Source organism: Saccharopolyspora antiqui (assembly GCF_052246905.1).
Classification (GTDB): domain Bacteria; phylum Actinomycetota; class Actinomycetes; order Mycobacteriales; family Pseudonocardiaceae; genus Saccharopolyspora.
The window spans coordinates 300,419-318,913 of record NZ_JBQQBO010000002.1; the positions used below are offsets into that span (position 1 = coordinate 300,419).

17 protein-coding genes are annotated in these 18,495 nt (G+C 69.2%); 11 read left to right on the forward strand and 6 right to left on the reverse strand.

All coding sequences use genetic code 11. The features are described from left to right. Positions 1-210 precede the first annotated feature (210 nt). Entirely contained in the window at positions 211-672 is a 462-nt protein-coding gene (locus ACTWQN_RS05950; protein ID WP_443202295.1) for a MarR family winged helix-turn-helix transcriptional regulator, read from the reverse strand. 104 nt (positions 673-776) lie between these two features. On the opposite strand from ACTWQN_RS05950, the gene ACTWQN_RS05955 reads away from it, so the two are divergent. From ACTWQN_RS05955 to groL, 3 genes are all read left to right on the forward strand, one after another. Next, positions 777-1,181, forward strand: a complete 405-nt coding sequence (locus ACTWQN_RS05955; protein ID WP_443202296.1) for a DUF5313 family protein — start codon at positions 777-779, stop codon at positions 1,179-1,181. A gap of 656 nt (positions 1,182-1,837) precedes the next feature. Next, positions 1,838-2,128, forward strand: a complete 291-nt coding sequence (groES, locus tag ACTWQN_RS05960) for a co-chaperone GroES (protein WP_010316109.1) — start codon at positions 1,838-1,840, stop codon at positions 2,126-2,128. 120 nt (positions 2,129-2,248) lie between these two features. Continuing rightward, a complete protein-coding gene (groL, locus tag ACTWQN_RS05965) occupies positions 2,249-3,871 on the forward strand; it encodes a chaperonin GroEL (protein WP_443202297.1) in 1,623 nt (540 codons plus the stop codon). A 168-nt stretch (positions 3,872-4,039) separates the two neighbouring features. Here groL and ACTWQN_RS05970 read toward each other — a convergent pair whose 3' ends face one another. Beyond that, positions 4,040-4,345: a WhiB family transcriptional regulator gene (locus tag ACTWQN_RS05970; RefSeq protein ID WP_184726286.1), complete on the reverse strand. Its 306-nt coding sequence runs from the start codon at positions 4,343-4,345 to the stop codon at positions 4,040-4,042. A gap of 159 nt (positions 4,346-4,504) precedes the next feature. On the opposite strand from ACTWQN_RS05970, the gene ACTWQN_RS05975 reads away from it, so the two are divergent. From ACTWQN_RS05975 to ACTWQN_RS05990, 4 genes are all read left to right on the forward strand, one after another. Continuing rightward, entirely contained in the window at positions 4,505-5,641 is a 1,137-nt protein-coding gene (locus tag ACTWQN_RS05975; protein ID WP_443202298.1) for a MerR family transcriptional regulator, read from the forward strand. Between the two features lie 298 nt (positions 5,642-5,939). Next, complete coding sequence (locus tag ACTWQN_RS05980) at positions 5,940-6,536, forward strand: response regulator transcription factor (RefSeq protein WP_029536209.1); 597 nt, start codon at positions 5,940-5,942, stop codon at positions 6,534-6,536. A 478-nt stretch (positions 6,537-7,014) separates the two neighbouring features. After that, the gene (locus ACTWQN_RS05985) at positions 7,015-7,587 is read left to right on the forward strand and encodes a sigma-70 family RNA polymerase sigma factor (RefSeq protein WP_443202299.1); all 573 of its coding nucleotides are present in this window, start codon (positions 7,015-7,017) and stop codon (positions 7,585-7,587) included. Then, the gene (locus ACTWQN_RS05990) at positions 7,588-8,670 is read left to right on the forward strand and encodes an anti-sigma-D factor RsdA (protein ID WP_443202300.1); all 1,083 of its coding nucleotides are present in this window, start codon (positions 7,588-7,590) and stop codon (positions 8,668-8,670) included. Positions 8,671-8,753: 83 nt separating this feature from the next. On the opposite strand, the gene ACTWQN_RS05995 is transcribed toward ACTWQN_RS05990, so the two are convergent. After that, the gene (locus ACTWQN_RS05995) at positions 8,754-9,125 is read right to left on the reverse strand and encodes a DUF5319 domain-containing protein (protein ID WP_443202503.1); all 372 of its coding nucleotides are present in this window, start codon (positions 9,123-9,125) and stop codon (positions 8,754-8,756) included. Positions 9,126-9,390: 265 nt separating this feature from the next. On the opposite strand from ACTWQN_RS05995, the gene guaB reads away from it, so the two are divergent. From guaB to guaA, 4 genes are all read left to right on the forward strand, one after another. Then, positions 9,391-10,902 (forward strand): IMP dehydrogenase, encoded by a 1,512-nt coding sequence (guaB, locus tag ACTWQN_RS06000; RefSeq protein ID WP_443202504.1) that lies wholly within the window; start codon positions 9,391-9,393, stop codon positions 10,900-10,902. A 128-nt stretch (positions 10,903-11,030) separates the two neighbouring features. After that, complete coding sequence (locus tag ACTWQN_RS06005) at positions 11,031-12,164, forward strand: GuaB3 family IMP dehydrogenase-related protein (RefSeq protein WP_443202301.1); 1,134 nt, start codon at positions 11,031-11,033, stop codon at positions 12,162-12,164. Between the two features lie 127 nt (positions 12,165-12,291). Then, complete coding sequence (locus ACTWQN_RS06010; protein WP_443202302.1) at positions 12,292-14,013, forward strand: GMC oxidoreductase; 1,722 nt, start codon at positions 12,292-12,294, stop codon at positions 14,011-14,013. A gap of 116 nt (positions 14,014-14,129) precedes the next feature. Beyond that, positions 14,130-15,731, forward strand: coding sequence for a glutamine-hydrolyzing GMP synthase (guaA, locus tag ACTWQN_RS06015; protein WP_443202303.1), 1,602 nt, complete (start codon positions 14,130-14,132; stop codon positions 15,729-15,731). A gap of 177 nt (positions 15,732-15,908) precedes the next feature. Here guaA and ACTWQN_RS06020 read toward each other — a convergent pair whose 3' ends face one another. From ACTWQN_RS06020 to ACTWQN_RS06030, 3 genes are all read right to left on the reverse strand, one after another. Continuing rightward, on the reverse strand, positions 15,909-16,811 hold the full coding sequence (locus ACTWQN_RS06020; RefSeq protein WP_443202304.1) for a glycoside hydrolase family 16 protein: 903 nt from the start codon (positions 16,809-16,811) through the stop codon (positions 15,909-15,911). A gap of 225 nt (positions 16,812-17,036) precedes the next feature. Next, positions 17,037-17,240 (reverse strand): hypothetical protein, encoded by a 204-nt coding sequence (locus tag ACTWQN_RS06025; protein WP_443202305.1) that lies wholly within the window; start codon positions 17,238-17,240, stop codon positions 17,037-17,039. Next, a complete protein-coding gene (locus ACTWQN_RS06030) occupies positions 17,233-18,432 on the reverse strand; it encodes a PspC domain-containing protein (RefSeq protein ID WP_443202306.1) in 1,200 nt (399 codons plus the stop codon). The genes ACTWQN_RS06025 and ACTWQN_RS06030 overlap by 8 nt, the downstream gene beginning before the upstream one ends. Positions 18,433-18,495: the final 63 nt, after the last annotated feature.

Below are 18,495 nucleotides of genomic sequence, written 5' to 3' on the forward strand. Positions count from 1 at the left end.
ATCATGCTCCGCCTCGTCCGAGCGAGAGGCACGAGATCGCGAGAAGGTTGTGCGGATCGTTCTAGTCGGCCGGGCGAAACGGCTCGGGCAGTTGATCGCCGACGACCTCGTCCAGGCGCCACCGAATGCGGAGCGCGATTCCCGGCCTGGCGCAACGCTGAGCGATTTCGTGGTTGATCAGCGGCAGTGATCTTCGGTGCGCCGCCGGTGTCATTGGGCGTCGAGGGCTTGGCGGGTTGCTGTGATCACCTTGCCGAGCGTTTCGTTGAGCTGTTCCAGTTCGGCGACCGGCATGCCGAGCAGTTCGACGACGCGGTACGGGATCTTCTCGGCCTCCGCGCGCAGCTGCCGCCCCTTGCCGGTCAACTCGACCGCGAGCAGCCGCTCGTCGGCGGCGCTGCGCCGCCGATCCAGGTAGCCGATCGCCTCCAGCCGCTTGAGCAGCGGGGACAGCGTGGCCGGGTCGGCCTGCAGAGCGCCGCAGAGGTCCTTCACCGATCTCGGCGACTGCTCCCAGAGCGCGAGCATCACGAGGTACTGCGGGTGCGTCAGGCCCAGCGGCGCCAGCAGTGGCCGGTAGAGGGAGATGACGTTGCGCGAGGCGACGGACAGCGCGAAGCACACCTGGCGATCGAGGGCGAGCGGGTCCTCGCCGAGGTCGATCGAGGCCATCGGTTCTTCCTTCCAGCCGAGGTGCCGACCATCACGCTAATGATTAGCGTGCTAAGCATTAGTATATCGGTGTTCTTCTCGGTGCCTTCGGTGGAGGAGGGGACGTGGCCGACGCACAACGAATCCGGCCCAACCCGGCGCAGTGGATCTGGTACGCCTTCGGCGGGCGACTGCCGCAGCGCTGCCGGGAGTGGGTCCTGCACGACATCACCTGCCGCACCTGGGTGCTGCGGCACCTCGCCCGCAGCCTGGTCCAGATCTCGCCGGGACTGCTGTTCCTGCTGCTGCCGGGGCCGCTGTGGATCCCGGTGATGGCGGTGCTGGGCGGGAGCATCCTGGCGCTCTGGTACTCGCTGTCGTACCTGGAGCACACCAGCGAATACCGGCTGATCAAGCACGGCTACCCGATGGGCACCGGCCGGGCGCTGCGCGAAGAGGCGCAGGCCGCCAAGCGTGCCGAACGGGCGCAGCGGTACGCCGAGCTCTACCGCCACCAGCCGGAGCAGTGAGTCACCGGCGGTGGCGGCGGCGTCACTTCGGACGCCAGCTCGACCGGGTCGGAGGGGCGGAGGGGCCGGGGGGTCGCGCTGGTCGGGGGCGGCGCTCCCACGGCCGGTTCGCGGGTTTCGAGAGGGCGGGCATGCCTGGCAACCTAAGGCACCGAACCGCTTTGGCGTAAACCACCTCGCGGCATTTGGTGACATTTCCCGCATGCCGATCTACCTGCGAAGATCACGCACTGCTGATCGTCTGTGACAACATCCCAGGTGGCGGCGCCACCAGGCCAATTCGCTACTATCGGTAACCGCCGAGATCGGCGTAGTGAGGACTCGTCATGGCTACCGCCGCACCCGGCCCTGGTCGGCACATTCGTTCGTCGCGCAACCGCGGATCGAAGACCGGCGAAGGGTGATCCCGGCTCGTATCCGGCTGGGCGAGCTGATGGGATGAGCCGCGTCGGGGGCGGGCTCCCACGTCGCGGAACCGGGCCGGGCGGCGATCCGACATTCGGGGGATGCGGGTGGTTGTTGAGCGTTGGCACTCTCATGGGTAGAGTGCTAGCAGAACGGCGCCGGAGCGCCCCGGCACCCGCGACGGCGGGGAGCCACGGAGCCGTCTTTTCCCAGACAACGCTTCGAAGGCCCCAGAAGGTGGAGGTCACACCGTGGCGAGCATCAAGCCGCTTGAGGACAAGATCGTGGTCCAGGCGAGCGAGGCCGAGACGACGACTGCGTCCGGCATCGTGATCCCGGACACCGCCAAGGAAAAGCCCCAGGAGGGCAAGGTTCTGGCCGTCGGCCCGGGTCGCGTCGACGACAAGGGCAACCGCATCCCGGTGGATGTCAAGGAAGGCGACGTCGTCATCTACTCGAAGTACGGCGGCACCGAGGTCAAGTACAACGGCGAGGAGTACCTGATCCTCTCCGCCCGCGACGTGCTGGCCGTCGTCAACTGACGTCGCACCACGCGACCGATGCCGCCCCGGCGGTCCCCAACCGCGGGACCTCCGGGGCGGTCGCACGTTCGGGCCCAAGCGCCCCAGAAGATCAGGCATCCATGAAGGGCTGTTGGAACCATGGCTAAGCAGATCACCTTCGACGAGCGGGCGCGCCGCGCGCTGGAAAGCGGCGTCAACCAACTCGCCGACGCGGTGAAGATCACCCTCGGGCCACGTGGCCGCCACGTCGTGCTGGACAAGCAGTTCGGCGGACCGCAGGTCACCAACGACGGCGTGACCATCGCCCGCGAGATCGAGCTGAGCGACCCGTTCGAGAACCTGGGCGCCCAGCTCGCCAAGAACGTCGCGACGAAGACCAACGACGTCGCCGGCGACGGCACCACCACCGCTACCGTGCTCGCCCAGGCGCTGGTCAGGGAGGGCCTGCGCAACCTGGCCGCGGGAGCCAACCCGGCGTCGCTGAACAAGGGCGTCCAGGCGGCCACCGACGCCGTGGTGGAGGCCCTCAAGGCCAAGGCCACCCCGGTCAAGGGCCGCGACAACATCGCCCAGATCGCCACCGTCTCCTCGCGGGACGAGGCCATCGGCGCGCTGGTCGGCGAGGCGATGGAGAAGGTCGGCGAGGACGGCGTGATCAGCATCGAGGAGTCCTCGACGCTGGCCACCGAGCTGGAGATCACCGAGGGCGTCCAGTTCGACAAGGGCTTCATCTCCCCGCACTTCGTCACCGACGCGGAGCGGCAGGAGGCGGTGCTGGAAGAGGGCCAGATCCTGCTGCACCGGGAGAAGATCTCCAACCTGCAGGAACTGCTGCCGCTGCTGGAGAAGATCGCGCAGAACGGCAAGCCGCTGCTGATCGTGGCCGAGGACGTCGAGGGCGAGGCGCTGTCCACCCTGGCGGTCAACGCGATCCGCAAGACGCTGAAGGTCGTCGCGGTCAAGGCCCCGTACTTCGGCGACCGCCGCAAGGCGTTCCTGGACGACCTCGCGGCCGCCACCGGCGCCCAGGTGATCGCCCCCGAGGTCGGGCTCAAGCTCTCCGAGGCCGGTCCGGAGGTGCTCGGGGCCGCTCGCCGGATCACCGTGACCAAGGACACCACGACCATCGTGGATGGCCGCGGCAAGGCCGACGACGTCAAGGACCGCGCTGAGCAGATCCGCAAGGAGATCGAGGCCACCGACTCCGACTGGGACCGCGAGAAGCTGCAGGAGCGGCTGGCCAAGCTGGCCGGTGGCGTCGCGGTGATCAAGGTCGGAGCGGCCACCGAGACGGAGCTCAAGGAGCGCAAGTCGCGCATCGAGGACGCGGTCGCCGCCGCCAAGGCAGCGGCCGAGGAGGGCAGCGTCCCCGGTGGCGGATCCAGCCTGATCCACGCGGCCAAGGCGCTGGCGGACGGCCTCGGCCTCACCGGTGACGAGGCGACCGGCGTGCAGCTGGTGCGCCGCGCGCTGGACGCGCCGCTGTTCTGGATCGCCAGCAACGCCGGTCAGGAAGGCGCCGTCGTGGTGTCCAAGGTCCGCGAGCTGGACTGGGGCGCGGGCTACAACGCAGCGACCGACGAGTACGGCGACCTGGTCCAGGCGGGCATCGTGGACCCGCTGAAGGTGACGCGCTCCGCGGTCGCCAACGCGGCCTCGATCGCCCGCATGGTGATCACCACCGAGAGCGCGATCGTGGACAAGCCGGAGGAGCAGCCGGAGGCCGCCGGGCACGGACACGGCCACGGGCACGGCCACTGAGCCTCGGCTGACGCCGCTGGCGGGAGCACGAAAAGATCGGGGCGGCACCCCTTGTTCGGGTGCCGCCCCGATCTTTTTCGTCCTACCCGGAGCCGAATGACGCCCCTCGTAGCCATTCGACTCCGGCGGCCGACCGCGGCTGGAGCCGCAGCAGCCGACACAAGCGCATCAGCTGGCCGCAACCGCCAACTGCTGCCTCTTGCGCGCCTTGATGATCACCTCGCGCTCCGATTCCGACAGCCCGCCCCAGATGCCGTAGGGCTCCTGCACCGCGAGCGCGTGCGTCCGGCACTGCGCGATTACCGGACAGTGCTGGCACACCTCTTTGGCCTTCGACTCGCGCCGGGCCCGCGCCGGGCCCCGCTCGCCGTCTGGATGAAAGAAGTACGCGCTGTCCATACCTCGGCATGAGCCCCGTATCTGCCAGTCCCAGATATCCGCGTTCGGTCCTGGAAGACGTCGAGTGTCTGCCATTGCGACAACCACCTCCTACCGGTGGATCCCCTCCCCGCTGCGGCGGGCCGCCGCAGCCTCGCATGATCCAACCGTAAAACCGCGCCAAAACTTGTTCAACCCTTATTGGGCAAAAGCTGTTCATCGTTGGAGTGATCTTTTGTTTCGAAGATCGACACCGTGACCGGCTTGCTCTCCACGGGCCAGATCCGGAACATGTCCCGCGTGACGACGCGGCCGGAACCTGTGCGCGGACAGGACAGCCCCAAATCGATCGACGAACCGGGGCCGGTCGACAACCCCGACGGCGCCGCGTCGGACGACCAGCCGCGGCTCAGCGTCGCGGCGGTGGCCCGACGACTCGGCGTCGCGCCCGCCACGCTGCGCACCTGGGATCGCCGGTACGGGCTCGGTCCAAGCGATCACACCAGCGGCCGACACCGCCGATACGGCCCGGACGACATCGCGCGGCTGGAACAGATGCAGCGCGCGCTGCTGCGCGGCGCGTCACCGGCAGAAGCCGCCCGCTACGCCCGCGCCGTCGCCGCTCCGCTGCCGCAGCGGTATCCCGACGCGGCCGAACCACCGCAGCCCGACGGCTCCGGCGACGGGCCGATGATGTTGTCCGGTGTCCTCGACGGCGCGGGCGACCTCGGGTTCGTCGGCGGCACCAACACCGGTGGGCGCGGGCTCAAGGTCGCCGGGGCCGGTCCGCGCACCCGCGGCCTGGGGCGGGCGGCGCTCGCCCTGGACTCCTGGTCGGTGCAGCGGTTGCTGATCGAGTCGATGGACACCGACGGCGTTGTCGAGACGTGGCGGAGCATGCTGCAGCCGGTGCTGCGCGCGGTCAGCGAACGACGCCAGCGGTCCGGCTCCGGCATCGAGGTCCTGCAGCTGTTGATCGACTGCGCCTCCACCGCGCTGCGGTCGGTGATCGCGAACGCACCGGCACCGGTCAATCCGCGTCCGGTGGTGCTCGCGCCGGTGCCGGGTGAGGCGCAGGAACTCGAACTCGTGGCGCTCGCGGCGGCGTTGGCGGCCAACCGCGTCGGGCACCGGTTGTTCGGCGCCGCGCTGCCGCGCGAGGGGCTGGCGGCGGCGGTGCGCCGCTCCGCGCCCGCTGCCGTGGTGTTGTGGTCCGACCAATCGCACTACGCCTCGCCGCGGGTGCTGGAGGACATCCCGATCACCCGGCAGCGCGCGCGAGCGTTCGTCGCGGGCGCCGGATGGGCGCAGGAAGCGCTGCCCGCGCACGTGGAGCTGCTCGGCTCGTTGGAAACCGCTGTGACGCGTGTTTCCGAGACCGTCCTGGGCTGAGTTGAGGCCGTGTGTCCTAAGTCACACTTGGAAAATGCGGGTAGAGTGACAACGTTCGTGCGGACGGGCGAAGATGCGGTTGCACCTGGGTGCAATCGGGTGAATACCGCAGGTATGGCGGGTGCTTGGCTACCGCGCCGGGTAGTGGCCGACCCTGCTGCTCCGTTCCGGTGAACCCGACCCTGGCGGGGGCGGCGCGAAATTTCTTGACGGATTAAGCACCGGATCGTGTCAAGGTTTGGGCGCCTGCGTCCGATAGGGGAGGTGGAACGTCACTCGCCTGCAGGAAGGAGTTCCCGTGACGACGGTCCTGATCTGCGATGACCGACGTAGCGTCCGGGAAGGGCTCACTCGTGTGATGTCTGCTGTCCCCGGAGTGAGTCGAATTGATTGTGTTGCGCACGGTGACGAGCTGCTGGCCCGCTTCTCGCGGCAGGCCGTGGACGTCGTGCTGGTCGGTACCCAGCGCGCGGTGCCCAACGGTGTGGAGGCCACTCGGCGGCTTGTCTCGGCTCATCCGCAAGCGAACGTGATCGTGTTCGGTGCGCCGGACGACGCGGCGAGTATCGCCGCGGCGATCGCTGGTGGAGCCCGCGGCTACCTCCGCTGGGATGCGTCCCGGCCGGAGTTGGTGGCGGCCCTGGCGCACACGCTGGCGAGCACCTCGGTGCCCGCGCCCCGGCAGCCGTCGGACCCCGGCGTGCAGCTGACCGAGCGCGAGCTACAGGTGCTGCGCGGCATGAGTCAAGGCAAGAGCAACGGGCAGATCGGCCGGGAGCTCTACCTCTCGGAGGACACGGTCAAGACCCACGCGCGCCGGCTGTTCCGCAAGCTCGGCGTGCGCGACCGTGCGCAGGCGGTGGCGCACGGATTCCGCCGCGGCCTCGTCGCTTGATCGCGGCGTTCCGGCGGCGGAGATACCGAGCCGCCGGTGCACGGCGAGGGCGTTGGCTGCTCGCGAGCTGACGTAGTGAAAGCGGCTGTGGCTCGCGCCACTTCGGCGTGGTCCCGATTCGGACCCGAAACGCCGACGTGGCGCGAGCCACAGCACTGCTGATCGGTCGAACCGGTCTCGACCGGCTGCCGCGGCGAACCGGTGAATGCTTGCCGTCCGCCTCGCCGCGCCGGTCGTGTGAAGATCGTCTCCGATCTCGCGCACGATCCACCAAGATCCCGGTGGCCTGGACAAACGCCTCCGGACCCAGCGTCTGGTAGATGTGAATGTGTGACGATGACGGCCCTCGACCCCCACTCCCTGTTCAACGATCGCCCCTTGCCCGGTACGGTGAGCTCGGCGCGGCGTGCGGGGCACGCGGTTTCCGCCGGGCAAATCCGAATCGCTTGAACGCGTAACACCAGGGCTGCTGTCTGCGATGACCAACGTGGGGGACGGGCTGGACGCTCTTGTAGGCGCCGCCGTCGACGGCGATCGTCAGTCGATCGAGCGCTTGCTGGCCGAAATCCGTCCCTTGGTGGTGCGGTACTGCCGCGCCAGAGTCGGACGAAACGAGAGGTCGTTCGCTTCGGCGGATGACGTGGCCCAGGAAGTGTGCCTCGCGGTGCTGACCGCGCTGCCCTCTTACAAGGACCAGGGTCGTCCGTTCCTGGCGTTCGTGTACGGCATCGCCGCGCACAAAGTGGCTGATGCGCACCGTGCGTTGGCCCGCAATCGTTCCGAACCGGTCGCGGACGTTCCGGACACCCCGGAATCCGAGGCTGGACCAGAACAGCGGGCGATGCAGGGTGAGCTTTCGGGCAGGATGGCGCAACTGCTTCGCGTCCTTCCGGCAAAGCAGCGGGAGATCCTGCTGCTCCGGGTGGTCGTTGGGTTGTCGGCGGAGGAAACCGCCGAAGCGGTCGGTTCGACGCCGGGCGCGGTACGCGTGGCACAACACCGCGCGTTGGCCCGGTTGCGAAAGACGCTGTCCGCGGAGGAGGTGGTCTGAATGGCTGAGCGGAAGGGGCCCGAGGGGGAGCAGGCGGGACACGACCCTGTCGAGTCCGGCCAGCAGGAGGACCGTTCGAACAATGCGGACGAGCGGGACTCAGCTCCCGCAGCGGGGTCTGCGGACGAGGGAACGGAACTGAGCGACAACCACCGGGATTCCGACTCGGCCGAGTCTGAAACCACCGAAACCGACGCCGCATCCGCTGAGTCGGGCGGCGCCGACGTGCTTGCTTTCCGGCAGCGCCCGGACGACGACATCAACGACGAACTCGTCGACTTCGACGATTTCGGCGAAGACCCGATCGACCTGACCGCCCTGCAGTCCGACGACGCGTTGCTCGACGCGCTCGGCGGCACCAACCCCGATGTGGCCGCGTCGACCGCTGACGATCGCCCCAGCCTGGAGGCATTGCTGATCGCCTGGCGGCAGGACATCGACGCCGCGCCGATCGGCGATCTCGTCGATGTGGACGCCGCCGCCGCGGCGATCGCGGCGGGGATCCGCCCGCGCCGTCGGCTCAAGCGGCGACACCTGGTGCCGGTGGCCACTGCGGCCGCGGTGCTGATGATCACGTTCACCGGGGTCGGCGTGGCAGCTCGCGACGCGCAGCCCGGCGACATGCTGTGGGGCGTGGCGCAGGTGCTCTACACCGACCACACCCGCGCGGTGCAGGCGGCGAGCCTGGCGCGCGAGGACCTCAACACCGCCGAGGGCGCGATCGACCGGGGCAACCGGACCGTCGCCGAGGCCGCGCTGCGCTCCGCGCAGGAGCAGATGCGCGGAGTCGACGACGAGCACGGGCTGGCCGATCTGCGGGCCGCGCACGCCTCGCTGACCGCCCGGATGGACCAGGACGACCAGCCGCAGACTTCGCAGCAGCCCTACCCGACGCCGACGCCTTCGCCTTCGCCGCCGCCCTCGGAATCGACGGTTCCCCCGACGGAGAGCTCTTCGGTGCCACCGAGTTCGTCGGCGCCGACCGAGACCAGCACGTCGCCGAGCGAGACCAGCGGCAGCTCGGAAAACCCGTCCAGCGGCTGGGGTTCCGACCTATTCCCGCACAGCAGCAGCAATCCCTGATCAAGATTTTCCGAACGGCGCATTGCAGAAGAGGGGTTCCCGAGCCGGGAACCCCTCTTCTGCTGTTCGCCCGAAAAAGCTGGTCAGCGGGTGCTTTCTCGCTCCGTCACGCCGTCCGCGTAGCCGCGGCAGTACTCCCAGGTGACGTAATCGCTCGGATTCGGGTCGAAGGCCGGCTCGTGCGGCCGCATCCGACCGTCGTGCAGCAGCTGTTCGAGGCTGGCTCGCAGCAGTTCCCAGTCGTGGTAGTGGCATTCACCGCAGTCCGCGCAGTCCACCACGATGCCGCGGATCCCACGGGGTTCCAGCAGCGCCTGGTAGACGGCGAGGTCGGTCAGGTCGGCGAGCAGTTCGGCCCGTTCCTCGTCGCCGATCGGTCGTCCGTCGTCGGCGTCGTGATCACCGAGTGCCATGCTCGGATCTTCCGGGTCGCCCGCGAACGGGTCTGGTGGCATCGGATCGTGCGGCACGGCCCGCACGGTACCGGCTTCGCCCACCGCATGGGGCTGTCGGGGCGGGTTTGGTGGGTCCGGGTGTCCTGGCCGGTGGTGTGGCGCACGCCTGCGCAGACGGGGCAATCGGGCCCTGACCTGTGGTCTCTATTATTGGGGGAATCCCCGCAGCCGATGCCACGTTGCAAGACGTGATCGCCTACAACAGCCGAGCCGCATCCGCGGCGGGTTTGTGGAACACAGCGTGAAGGAAGGCACATCCCTCGCCATGACCAGCGAACTCACCGCACCCGGCCTCCCCTCGAAGTTCGCGACGCTGGGTCTGACCTTCGATGACGTGCTCCTGCTGCCCGACGAGTCCGATGTCATCCCCAGCGGGGTCGACACGTCCACCCGGCTTTCCCGCAACATTCGACTGCGGGTGCCGCTGCTGTCGGCGGCGATGGACACCGTCACCGAGGCGCGGATGGCGATCGCGATGGCTCGTCAGGGCGGCGTCGGCATCCTGCAGCGCAACCTGTCGGTCGAGGAGCAGGCCGCGCAGGCCGAGGTGGTCAAGCGCTCCGAGGCGGGGATGGTCACCGACCCCGTGACGTGCTCGCCGGACGACACCCTCGCCGAGGTGGACGCGCTGTGCGCCCGCTTCCGCATCTCCGGTGTTCCGGTGACCGACCCGGACGGCACGCTGGTCGGCATCATCACCAACCGCGACATGCGCTTCGAAGTGGACTTCACCCGCCGGGTGCGTGAGGTGATGACCGCCGCGCCGCTGATCACCGCGCAGGTCGGCGTCACCGCCGAAGCCGCGCTCGGGCTGCTGCGCCGGAACAAGATCGAGAAGCTGCCGATCGTGGACGGCGCGGGCAAGCTGCGCGGGCTGATCACCGTCAAGGACTTCGTCAAGACCGAGCAGTACCCCAACGCCACCAAGGACCCGGACGGCCGACTGCTGTGCGGCGCGGCGGTCGGGGTCGGCGCTGACTCGCACGAGCGCGCCATGGCGCTGGTCGACGCGGGTGTCGACGTGCTCGTCGTGGACACCGCGCACGGGCACTCCCGCGCCGTGCTGGACACCGTCGCGACGTTGAAGAAGGAACTCGGCAACTCCGTCGACGTCATCGGCGGCAACGTGGCGACCCGGGCGGGCGCGCAGGCGCTGGTCGATGCCGGGGCCGACGCGGTGAAGGTCGGTGTCGGACCGGGCTCGATCTGCACCACCCGGGTGGTCGCCGGGGTGGGTGTGCCGCAGATCAGCGCGATCTACGAGGCGAGCATGGCCTGCCGTCCGGCGGACGTGCCGCTGATCGGCGACGGCGGGATCCAGTACTCCGGGGACATCCCGAAGGCGATCGCGGCCGGTGCCAGCAGCGTCATGCTGGGCAGCCTGCTGGCCGGGACCGCCGAGTCGCCGGGTCAGGTCGTGCTGGTCAACGGCAAGCAGTTCAAGGTCTACCGGGGCATGGGCTCGCTCGGTGCGATGCGGTCGCGGGGCCAGACCAAGTCGTACTCCAAGGACCGCTACTTCCAGGACGACGTGCTGTCCGAGGACAAGCTGGTGCCGGAGGGCATCGAGGGGCGGGTGCCCTTCCGCGGGCCGCTGTCGCAGGTCGTGGACCAGCTGACCGGTGGCTTGCGTTCCGGCATGGGCTACACCGGTTCCAGCACCATCGCGGAGCTGCAGGAGGCGAAGCTGGTGCGGATCACCGCGGCCGGGCTCAAGGAGAGCCACCCGCACGACATCACCATGACCGTCGAGGCCCCGAACTACACCACCCACTGATCACCACCGACCGGTCGGGCCCGCTGGAGTGATCACGGTCGCCTGGGGACGCCCCCGTTGCACGTCACGCGGATGCCGCAGAGACAATGTTTCGTTGGACAGCGGTGCGGGGCGAGGAGGGACCGACGGTGCGGGATCAGGTTGAGATCGGCATGGGCCGGACGGCCATGCGCGGCTACGACTTGGATGATGTGGAGATCGTGCCGTCCCGGCGGACCCGGTCGTCGAAGGACGTGTCACTGTCCTGGCAGATCGATGCCTACCGGTTCGACATCCCGTTGGTGACGCATCCGACCGACGCGGTCGTCTCGCCCGCGACCGCGATCCGCATCGGCGAGCTCGGTGGCCTGGGCGTGCTCAACGCCGAGGGTCTGTGGGCGCGGCACGAGAACGTCGAGGAGAAGCTGTTCGAGGTGGTGCGCACCGCCGAGGAGAGCAGCGATCCGGAGGCGGCGATCCGGCTCCTGCAGCAGTTGCACGCCGCGCCGATCCGGCTCGACCTGCTCGGGACCGCCCTGAAGCAGATCAAGGACTCCGGTGTCACGGTGGCGGCCCGGGTCAGCCCGCAGCACGCCGAGGAGCTGACCCCTGATCTGCTCGCGGCCGGTGTCGAGATGCTGGTGGTGCAGGGCACCATCGTCTCCGCCGAGCACGTGGCCCGCGATGGCGAGCCGTTGAACTTGAAGCGGTTCATCGCCGAGCTCGACGTGCCGGTGATCGCCGGTGGGGTCGGTGACTACCGAACCGCGATGCACCTGATGCGCACCGGCGCGGCCGGTGTGATCGTCGGCTTCGGCCAGTCCCGCGCGGCGACCACCACCCAGGTGCTGGGCATCGGGGTGCCGATGGCCACCGCGATCGCTGATGCGGCCGCGGCCCGTCGCGACTACCTGGACGAGACCGGCGGTCGCTACGTGCACGTGATCGCCGACGGTGGCCTTTCGTACTCCGGGGACATCGCCAAGGCGATCGCCTGCGGTGCGGACGCAGTGATGCTCGGTGAGGCTCTGACCGAGTCGGCCGAGTCACCTGCGCAGGGCTACTACTGGACTTCCGCGGCCGCGCACCCGAGCCTGCCGCGCAGCGAGATCGTCGGGTTCGCGGGTTCCGGCGCGGACCTGGATCAGTTGCTGTTCGGCCCGAGCAGCGACCCGTACGGCACCCTGAACCTCTTCGGCGGGCTGCGCCGCGCGATGGCGAAGACCGGCTACCGGGACCTCAAGGAGTTCCAGAAGGTCGGCCTCATGCTCCGCAGCAGCTGACCCGAACCCCGCGCCGATTCTCCGTTCGAGTGAAGGGTGAAGGGCACCTTTCACCAACTTACTTGGGAGAAGGTGCCCTTCACCTCGGTCTGGCTACTGGCGAGTAGTTACGTCTACGCTGTCGCGCATGGTTGGACGTGACAGCGACACCGATTTCGACGTGGTCGTCATCGGTTCCGGGTTCGGCGGCAGCGTGGCCGCACTGCGCCTGACCGAGAAGGGCTACCGCGTCGCGGTGCTCGAAGCCGGTCGCCGATTCTCCGACGACGAGCTGCCGAAGACCTCTTGGGACCTGCGGAAGTTCCTCTGGGCGCCGCAGCTCGGCTGCTACGGGATCCAGCGCATCCACCTGCTGCGCAACTGCCTGATCCTCGCCGGGGCGGGCGTCGGCGGTGGCTCGCTGAACTACGCCAACACGCTCTACCAGCCGCTGCAGCCGTTCTACCGCGACCCGCAATGGGCGCACATCACCGACTGGGAAACCGAACTCGCCCCGCACTACGACCAGGCGACCCGGATGCTCGGCGTCGTCGAGAACCCGACCCAGACCCCGTCGGACGTGGTCATCAAGCAGGTCGCCGAGCAGATGGGTGTCGGCGAGACCTACCACAAGACGCCGGTCGGGGTGTACTTCGGCAAGCCGGGGCAGACCGACGCCGACCCCTTCTTCGGCGGCGCCGGTCCGGCGCGCACCGGCTGCACCGAATGTGGTGCCTGCATGACCGGTTGTCGCGTCGGCGCGAAGAACACGCTGGTGAAGAACTACCTCTACCTGGCCGAGGTGGGCGGGGCCGAGGTATTCCCGATGACCACGGTGACCAGGCTCGCGCCGGGCTCCGACGGCCGGTGGCGCATCGCGACCGCGCGCACCGGGGCGAAACTGGCCCGGCAGCCCCGGATCTTCCGCGCCGACCACGTCGTGGTCGCGGCCGGTACCTGGGGCACCCAGAACCTGCTGCACCGCTGCCGGGAGCGCGGCGACCTGCCGCGGCTGTCCCAGCGGCTCGGGCAGCTCACCCGCACCAACTCCGAGGCGATCATCGGCTCGCAGCTGCTGCGCCCGGACCCGGCCCGCGACTTCTCCACCGGCGTGGCCATCACCTCGTCGTTCCACCCGGACGCCGACACCCACATCGAGCCGGTGCGCTACACCAAGGGCGCCAACGCGATGGGGTTGTTGCAGACCTTGGCGACCAAGGGCGGCGGTTCGCAGTCGCGCTGGAAGCAGTGGTGGCGGCACGCGCGGCAGCATCCGCTGCGGACGTTGCGCATGCTGTCGGTCAAGAACTGGAGCGAGCGAACGGTGATCCTGCTGGTCATGCAGAGCCTGGACAACTCGCTGACCACCCGGCTCAGGCGGCGCTCCGGCAAGTCCCTGCTGACCTCGCAGCAGGGGCACGGCGCGCCCAACCCGACGTTCATCCCGGCCGGTGAGCGGGCCAACGAGCTGGCCGCGGAGCAGATCGGCGGAATCGCCGGTGGCACCTGGGGCGAGTTGTTCGACATCCCGCTGACCGCGCACTTCCTCGGCGGCTGCCCGATCGGGGAGAACGCCGAGCACGGCGTCATCGATCCGTACCACCGGGCGTTCGGCTACCCGACGATGTCCATCGTGGACGGCTCGGCGGTCACCGCGAACCTCGGCGTGAACCCGTCGCTGACGATCATAGCCCAGGCGGAGCGGGCGCTCTCGATGTGGCCAAACAAGGGCGAGGCGGATCCCCGGCCGGACCAGGGCGCCGCCTACCGCCGGATCGAGCCGGTCGCGCCGAAGTCCCCAGCGGTTCCGGCCACTGCCCCGGCGGCGCTTCGCCCCGCTGGCGAGTCGGCCCGGGAGCGAGTGGACTAGGCGGCTGGTCGGCATTGGCGGAGTTCGCGCCCTCCGCGCGCCAGGGTCGGTGCCGTTGTGGCCTCGGTTACCTGGGACAATAGGTGCCACCGCTCTCGCCAGGAGGTTTCGCCGACGTGTCCGGTACCGCAAGCAACAGGGACGCCGATCGCCATGGGCAGGGGCCTGTTCTCGTTGTCGACTACGGCGCCCAGTACGCCCAGCTGATCGCGCGGCGGGTGCGGGAGGCGCAGGTCTACTCCGAAGTCGTCCCGCACGACACCTCCGTCGAGGAGATCGCGCGCCGCAACCCGGCCGCCATCGTGCTCTCCGGTGGTCCCGCCAGCGTCTACGCCGACGGTGCGCCCCAGGTGGACGCGGCGCTGTTCAACGCCGGTATTCCGGTCTTCGGCATCTGCTACGGCTTCCAGGCGATGACCGCCGCGCTCGGCGGCACCGTGGAGCACACCGGCACCCGCGAGTACGGCCGCACCGAGTTGGACATCAGCGGTGACGGTGGCCTGATGCACGCGGACTTGCCCGGCCACCACCCGGTGTGGATGAGCCACGGGGACTCGGTGAGCAAGGCCCCGGAGGGCTTCGCGGTCACCGCCGCGACCAACGACACCCCGGTCGCCGCCTTCGAGAACGTCGAACGCCAGCTGGCCGGGGTGCAGTACCACCCCGAGGTGGTGCACTCGCCGCACGGCCAGGAGGTGCTGCGGCGATTCCTGCACGAGATCGCCGGTGTCCGCCCGCAGTGGACCACGTCGTCCATTGTGGACGAGACGGTGACCGCGATCCGCGAGCAGGTCGGTGACCGGCGGGCGATCTGCGGGCTGTCCGGCGGAGTGGACTCGGCAGTGGCCGCCGCGCTGGTGCACCGCGCCATCGGCGAGCAGCTGACCTGCGTGTTCGTCGACCACGGCCTGTTGCGCGCCGGTGAGCGGTCCCAGGTGGAGCGCGACTTCGTGGCGGCCACCGGGGTTCGGTTGGTGACCATCGACGCGGTGGACCGGTTCCTCGGCGCGCTCAGCGGTGTCACCGATCCCGAGGAGAAGCGCAAGATCATCGGCCGGGAGTTCATCCGGGTCTTCGAGCAGGCCGCCCGCGACCTGCAGGCCGAGGCCGGTGCGGCCGGTGAGCAGATCGACTTCCTGGTGCAGGGCACGCTCTACCCCGACGTGGTGGAGTCCGGCGGTGGTTCCGGGGCGGCGAACATCAAGAGCCACCACAACGTCGGCGGGCTGCCGGACGACCTGCAGTTCGATCTGGTCGAGCCGCTGCGCGCGCTGTTCAAGGACGAGGTGCGGCGGGTCGGGCTGGAGTTGGGCCTGCCGGAGACGATCGTGCACCGGCAGCCGTTCCCCGGGCCGGGGTTGGGCATCCGGATCATCGGCGAGGTGACCGCGGACCGGCTCGCGACGCTGCGCGCGGCCGACTCGATCGCCCGCGAGGAGCTGACCGCTGCAGGCCTGGACCGCGACATCTGGCAGTGCCCGGTGGTGCTGCTGGCCGACGTCCGCTCGGTCGGGGTCCAGGGCGACGGCCGCACCTACGGGCACCCGGTGGTGCTGCGCCCGGTGTCCAGCGAAGACGCGATGACCGCGGACTGGACCCGGTTGCCGTACGACGTGTTGGAGCGGATTTCCACCCGCATCACCAACGAGGTCACCGAAGTCAACCGGGTCACGCTCGACGTCACGTCCAAGCCCCCGGGCACCATCGAATGGGAGTGAATCACCGGCGGCGCGAGCGCGAAAGCGCGTTGCAGCAAACCACACTTCGTTGCACCACAAGTAGACGAGGATGAGGTGAGGGGCACCTGTGACCCGGTTACTTGGTCACGGGTGCCCCTCACTCCTCACCTGAATGGGGTCGTGAGTGCCTAAACCGGCTGGAACTGGCTTTCGCACTCACGACTGCTCGACGCGCACCCAGTCCACCAGGTAGCGGACGTCGCCCGCGGCGATCTTGTCCACTGTGGACTGCGGTAGGCCGAAGTACGGTTCGGTGACGCCGTTGACGGCGTTCGGGTAGACGCCGCCGAGGGCGAAGTTCAGGATCATGAACTGCGGATCGTCGAACACCCAGGTCCAGCCGTTGGACTGCATCTCCTGCTTGGTGATGCGGTAGGTCTCGGTGTCGTCGACGAAGAAGGTGAATCCCTCTGGCGTCCAGTCCACCCGGTACACGTGCCAGTCGGCCGGATCCTTGCCCTCGAAGTTCTGGCGCGCGGCGATCGGGGTGTCGCCGTTGTACTCCGGGCCGTGCATCGCCACGCTGGTCCACGGCTCGCCGACGTGCTCCATCACGTCGACCTCGCCGCACTGCGGCCACGGCTTGCCCGCGTCGATGTTCGCACCCAGCGACCAGAACGCCGGCCACAGGCCGGATCCCGTTGCGTTCTCCGGGAGTTTGAGGCGCGCCGAATAGCTGCCGTAGGTGAACTCGACCTTGTCCTGGGTCTTGACCCGGCCGGAGACGAAGTCGTAGGTCTGCCCGTCCGGGGCCTGGTGGCCGGGGGCGTACCGGGGGTGCAGGGCGAGAGCCCCGTTGCTCGCCCCGGTTGCCGGGTCCGGGTCGAGGTAGATGGTCTCCGGAGAGTCGATGTAGGCCTGCTGTTCCTGGTTGACGGTGCCGAAGTTCTCGCCGGTGACCTCGACCGTCCACTTGGAACGGTCCAGTTCGGCGCCGGAGAAGTCGTCGAAGAACACCTCGGCGCGGGGTTCGCGGGGTGCGGCGCCCGCTTCGAGGAGCGGGAGCGTGGTCAACAACGCGAACGCGGTGCCGATTGCCAACAATCGTCGGGGTGCCATGACAGCTCCTTCGGGGTTGGTGAGAGCACGTAGCGGATCGATCAAGTATCAGCACGCCGACGCGCCCAGTCCGGCCCTGGCGCGTTTTCGAAATCCCAGTTAACCCTGTGAAAGATCCCAGTTAATGTGCAGCGTGCGGCATCGGGTTCGGCTGGCGCCGGGAGGCGCGCCAAAGCCGCCGGACCCGGCAGCGGTTGCTGGCACGGGATCCGGCGGCTGGGGTGGTCAGTGGTCGCGGCGGGTGCGCAACGACGTGATCAGCATGCCGATGCCGATCCCGACCGCGGCCACCGCGAGCAACCATTGCACGTTGCCGCCGAAGCCGAGCAGCACGCCGCCCGCGATGGCGATCGAGAGCAGACCGGCGATCAGCGTGACCATGTCCGGGCCGTCCCGGTTGGGGCGGCGGGTGATTTCCTCGTCAGCCACGGACGACCTCCACGTCTCCAGTGCCGACCACCAAGTCGAGCACGATGCGCCCACCGCCGGGACCATCCGCCCCCTCGTCGACGACTGAACGGTGCACCGATGGCCCGTCCGCCGAAACGTTCAAGCACTGCACGGAGCCAACCCCCGAGAAGCACCGCGCCTGCAGGTCCGCATCGGGCGGCACGAGCACGGTGATCTCGCCCATCCCGACATTCGCGCCGGTGCGCAGTTCCTGACCGTCGGCTATCCGCAGGTCCCGCAGATCGAGCAGGATGGCGCCCGCCGACTTCTCGTAGTGCGGCGCGATGCCTCGCACCGAAGTGGGCCGGATCTCCTCGGTACCCACGTCCCCGCTGAACCCGTTCGGCAGCGTCCCCGCCGCTATGGCCAACGTGCCGACCGCGATCGCGGCCCAGATCAACCCTCGTCCGGCGTGCAGGAAAGCGCCGACGACCATGCCCAGGCCGAGCACGCCCAGCGCGACGGCCAGCGCGATGCCCAGATTCGCGCCCAGCGTGCTGGCCAGCCCCCCGAAGAACGCGGCCACCGCCAGGGTCGTGAAGGTGATCCAGCGACGTTGCGGGCGCTGCGGTTGGTGTTCTTCGGGGTCGTCCGGCTCGGGCAGGTCCCAGGAGAACGGCGCGGCGCCGAGCGGATCCCAGGTGGGTGGCGTTTGCCCGGACGAGTCGTCGGACGAGGTGTTGCCGGGGTAGACCCAGGTGTTCTCGCCCACCGGAGTCGCCGCCGGTTGGCTGCCGGTCGGCGTCGCGGGGACCATCGCCGCGCGGTTGTCGCCGTAGTTGACGTGCACCGCGTAGAGTGCGCCGAGTCCGAGTGCCAATCCGATGATGGCTGGTGAGGCCGTCAGCAGGAGCACGCCGGGTATCAGGAGCAGCACGAGCACAACGGCCACCTTGGCGGAGGTCGGCTCGGTCGAGCCGGGCACCGGGTCGCCCTCCTTCGGGAACAGCAGCCAGCCGAGCAGGTAGAGCACCAGACCGGCACCGCCGTACACGATGGCGACGGCGAAGATGACCCGCACCAGGATCGGATCGATGCCGTACCGCAGGCCGATGCCCGCTGACACTCCCCCCAACTTGGCACCGCTGCGCGGTCGCACCGGGCGGGTCGCCCAGAAGTCGCGCAGGGTGTCCTCGATACCGGCGACGCCGGATCGCTTCGTGCTGATCATGCCTACCACTATCGGATTCCGACACCTCCGATCGCATCAGGGACGCCCCTGAGGCGGCCCGGA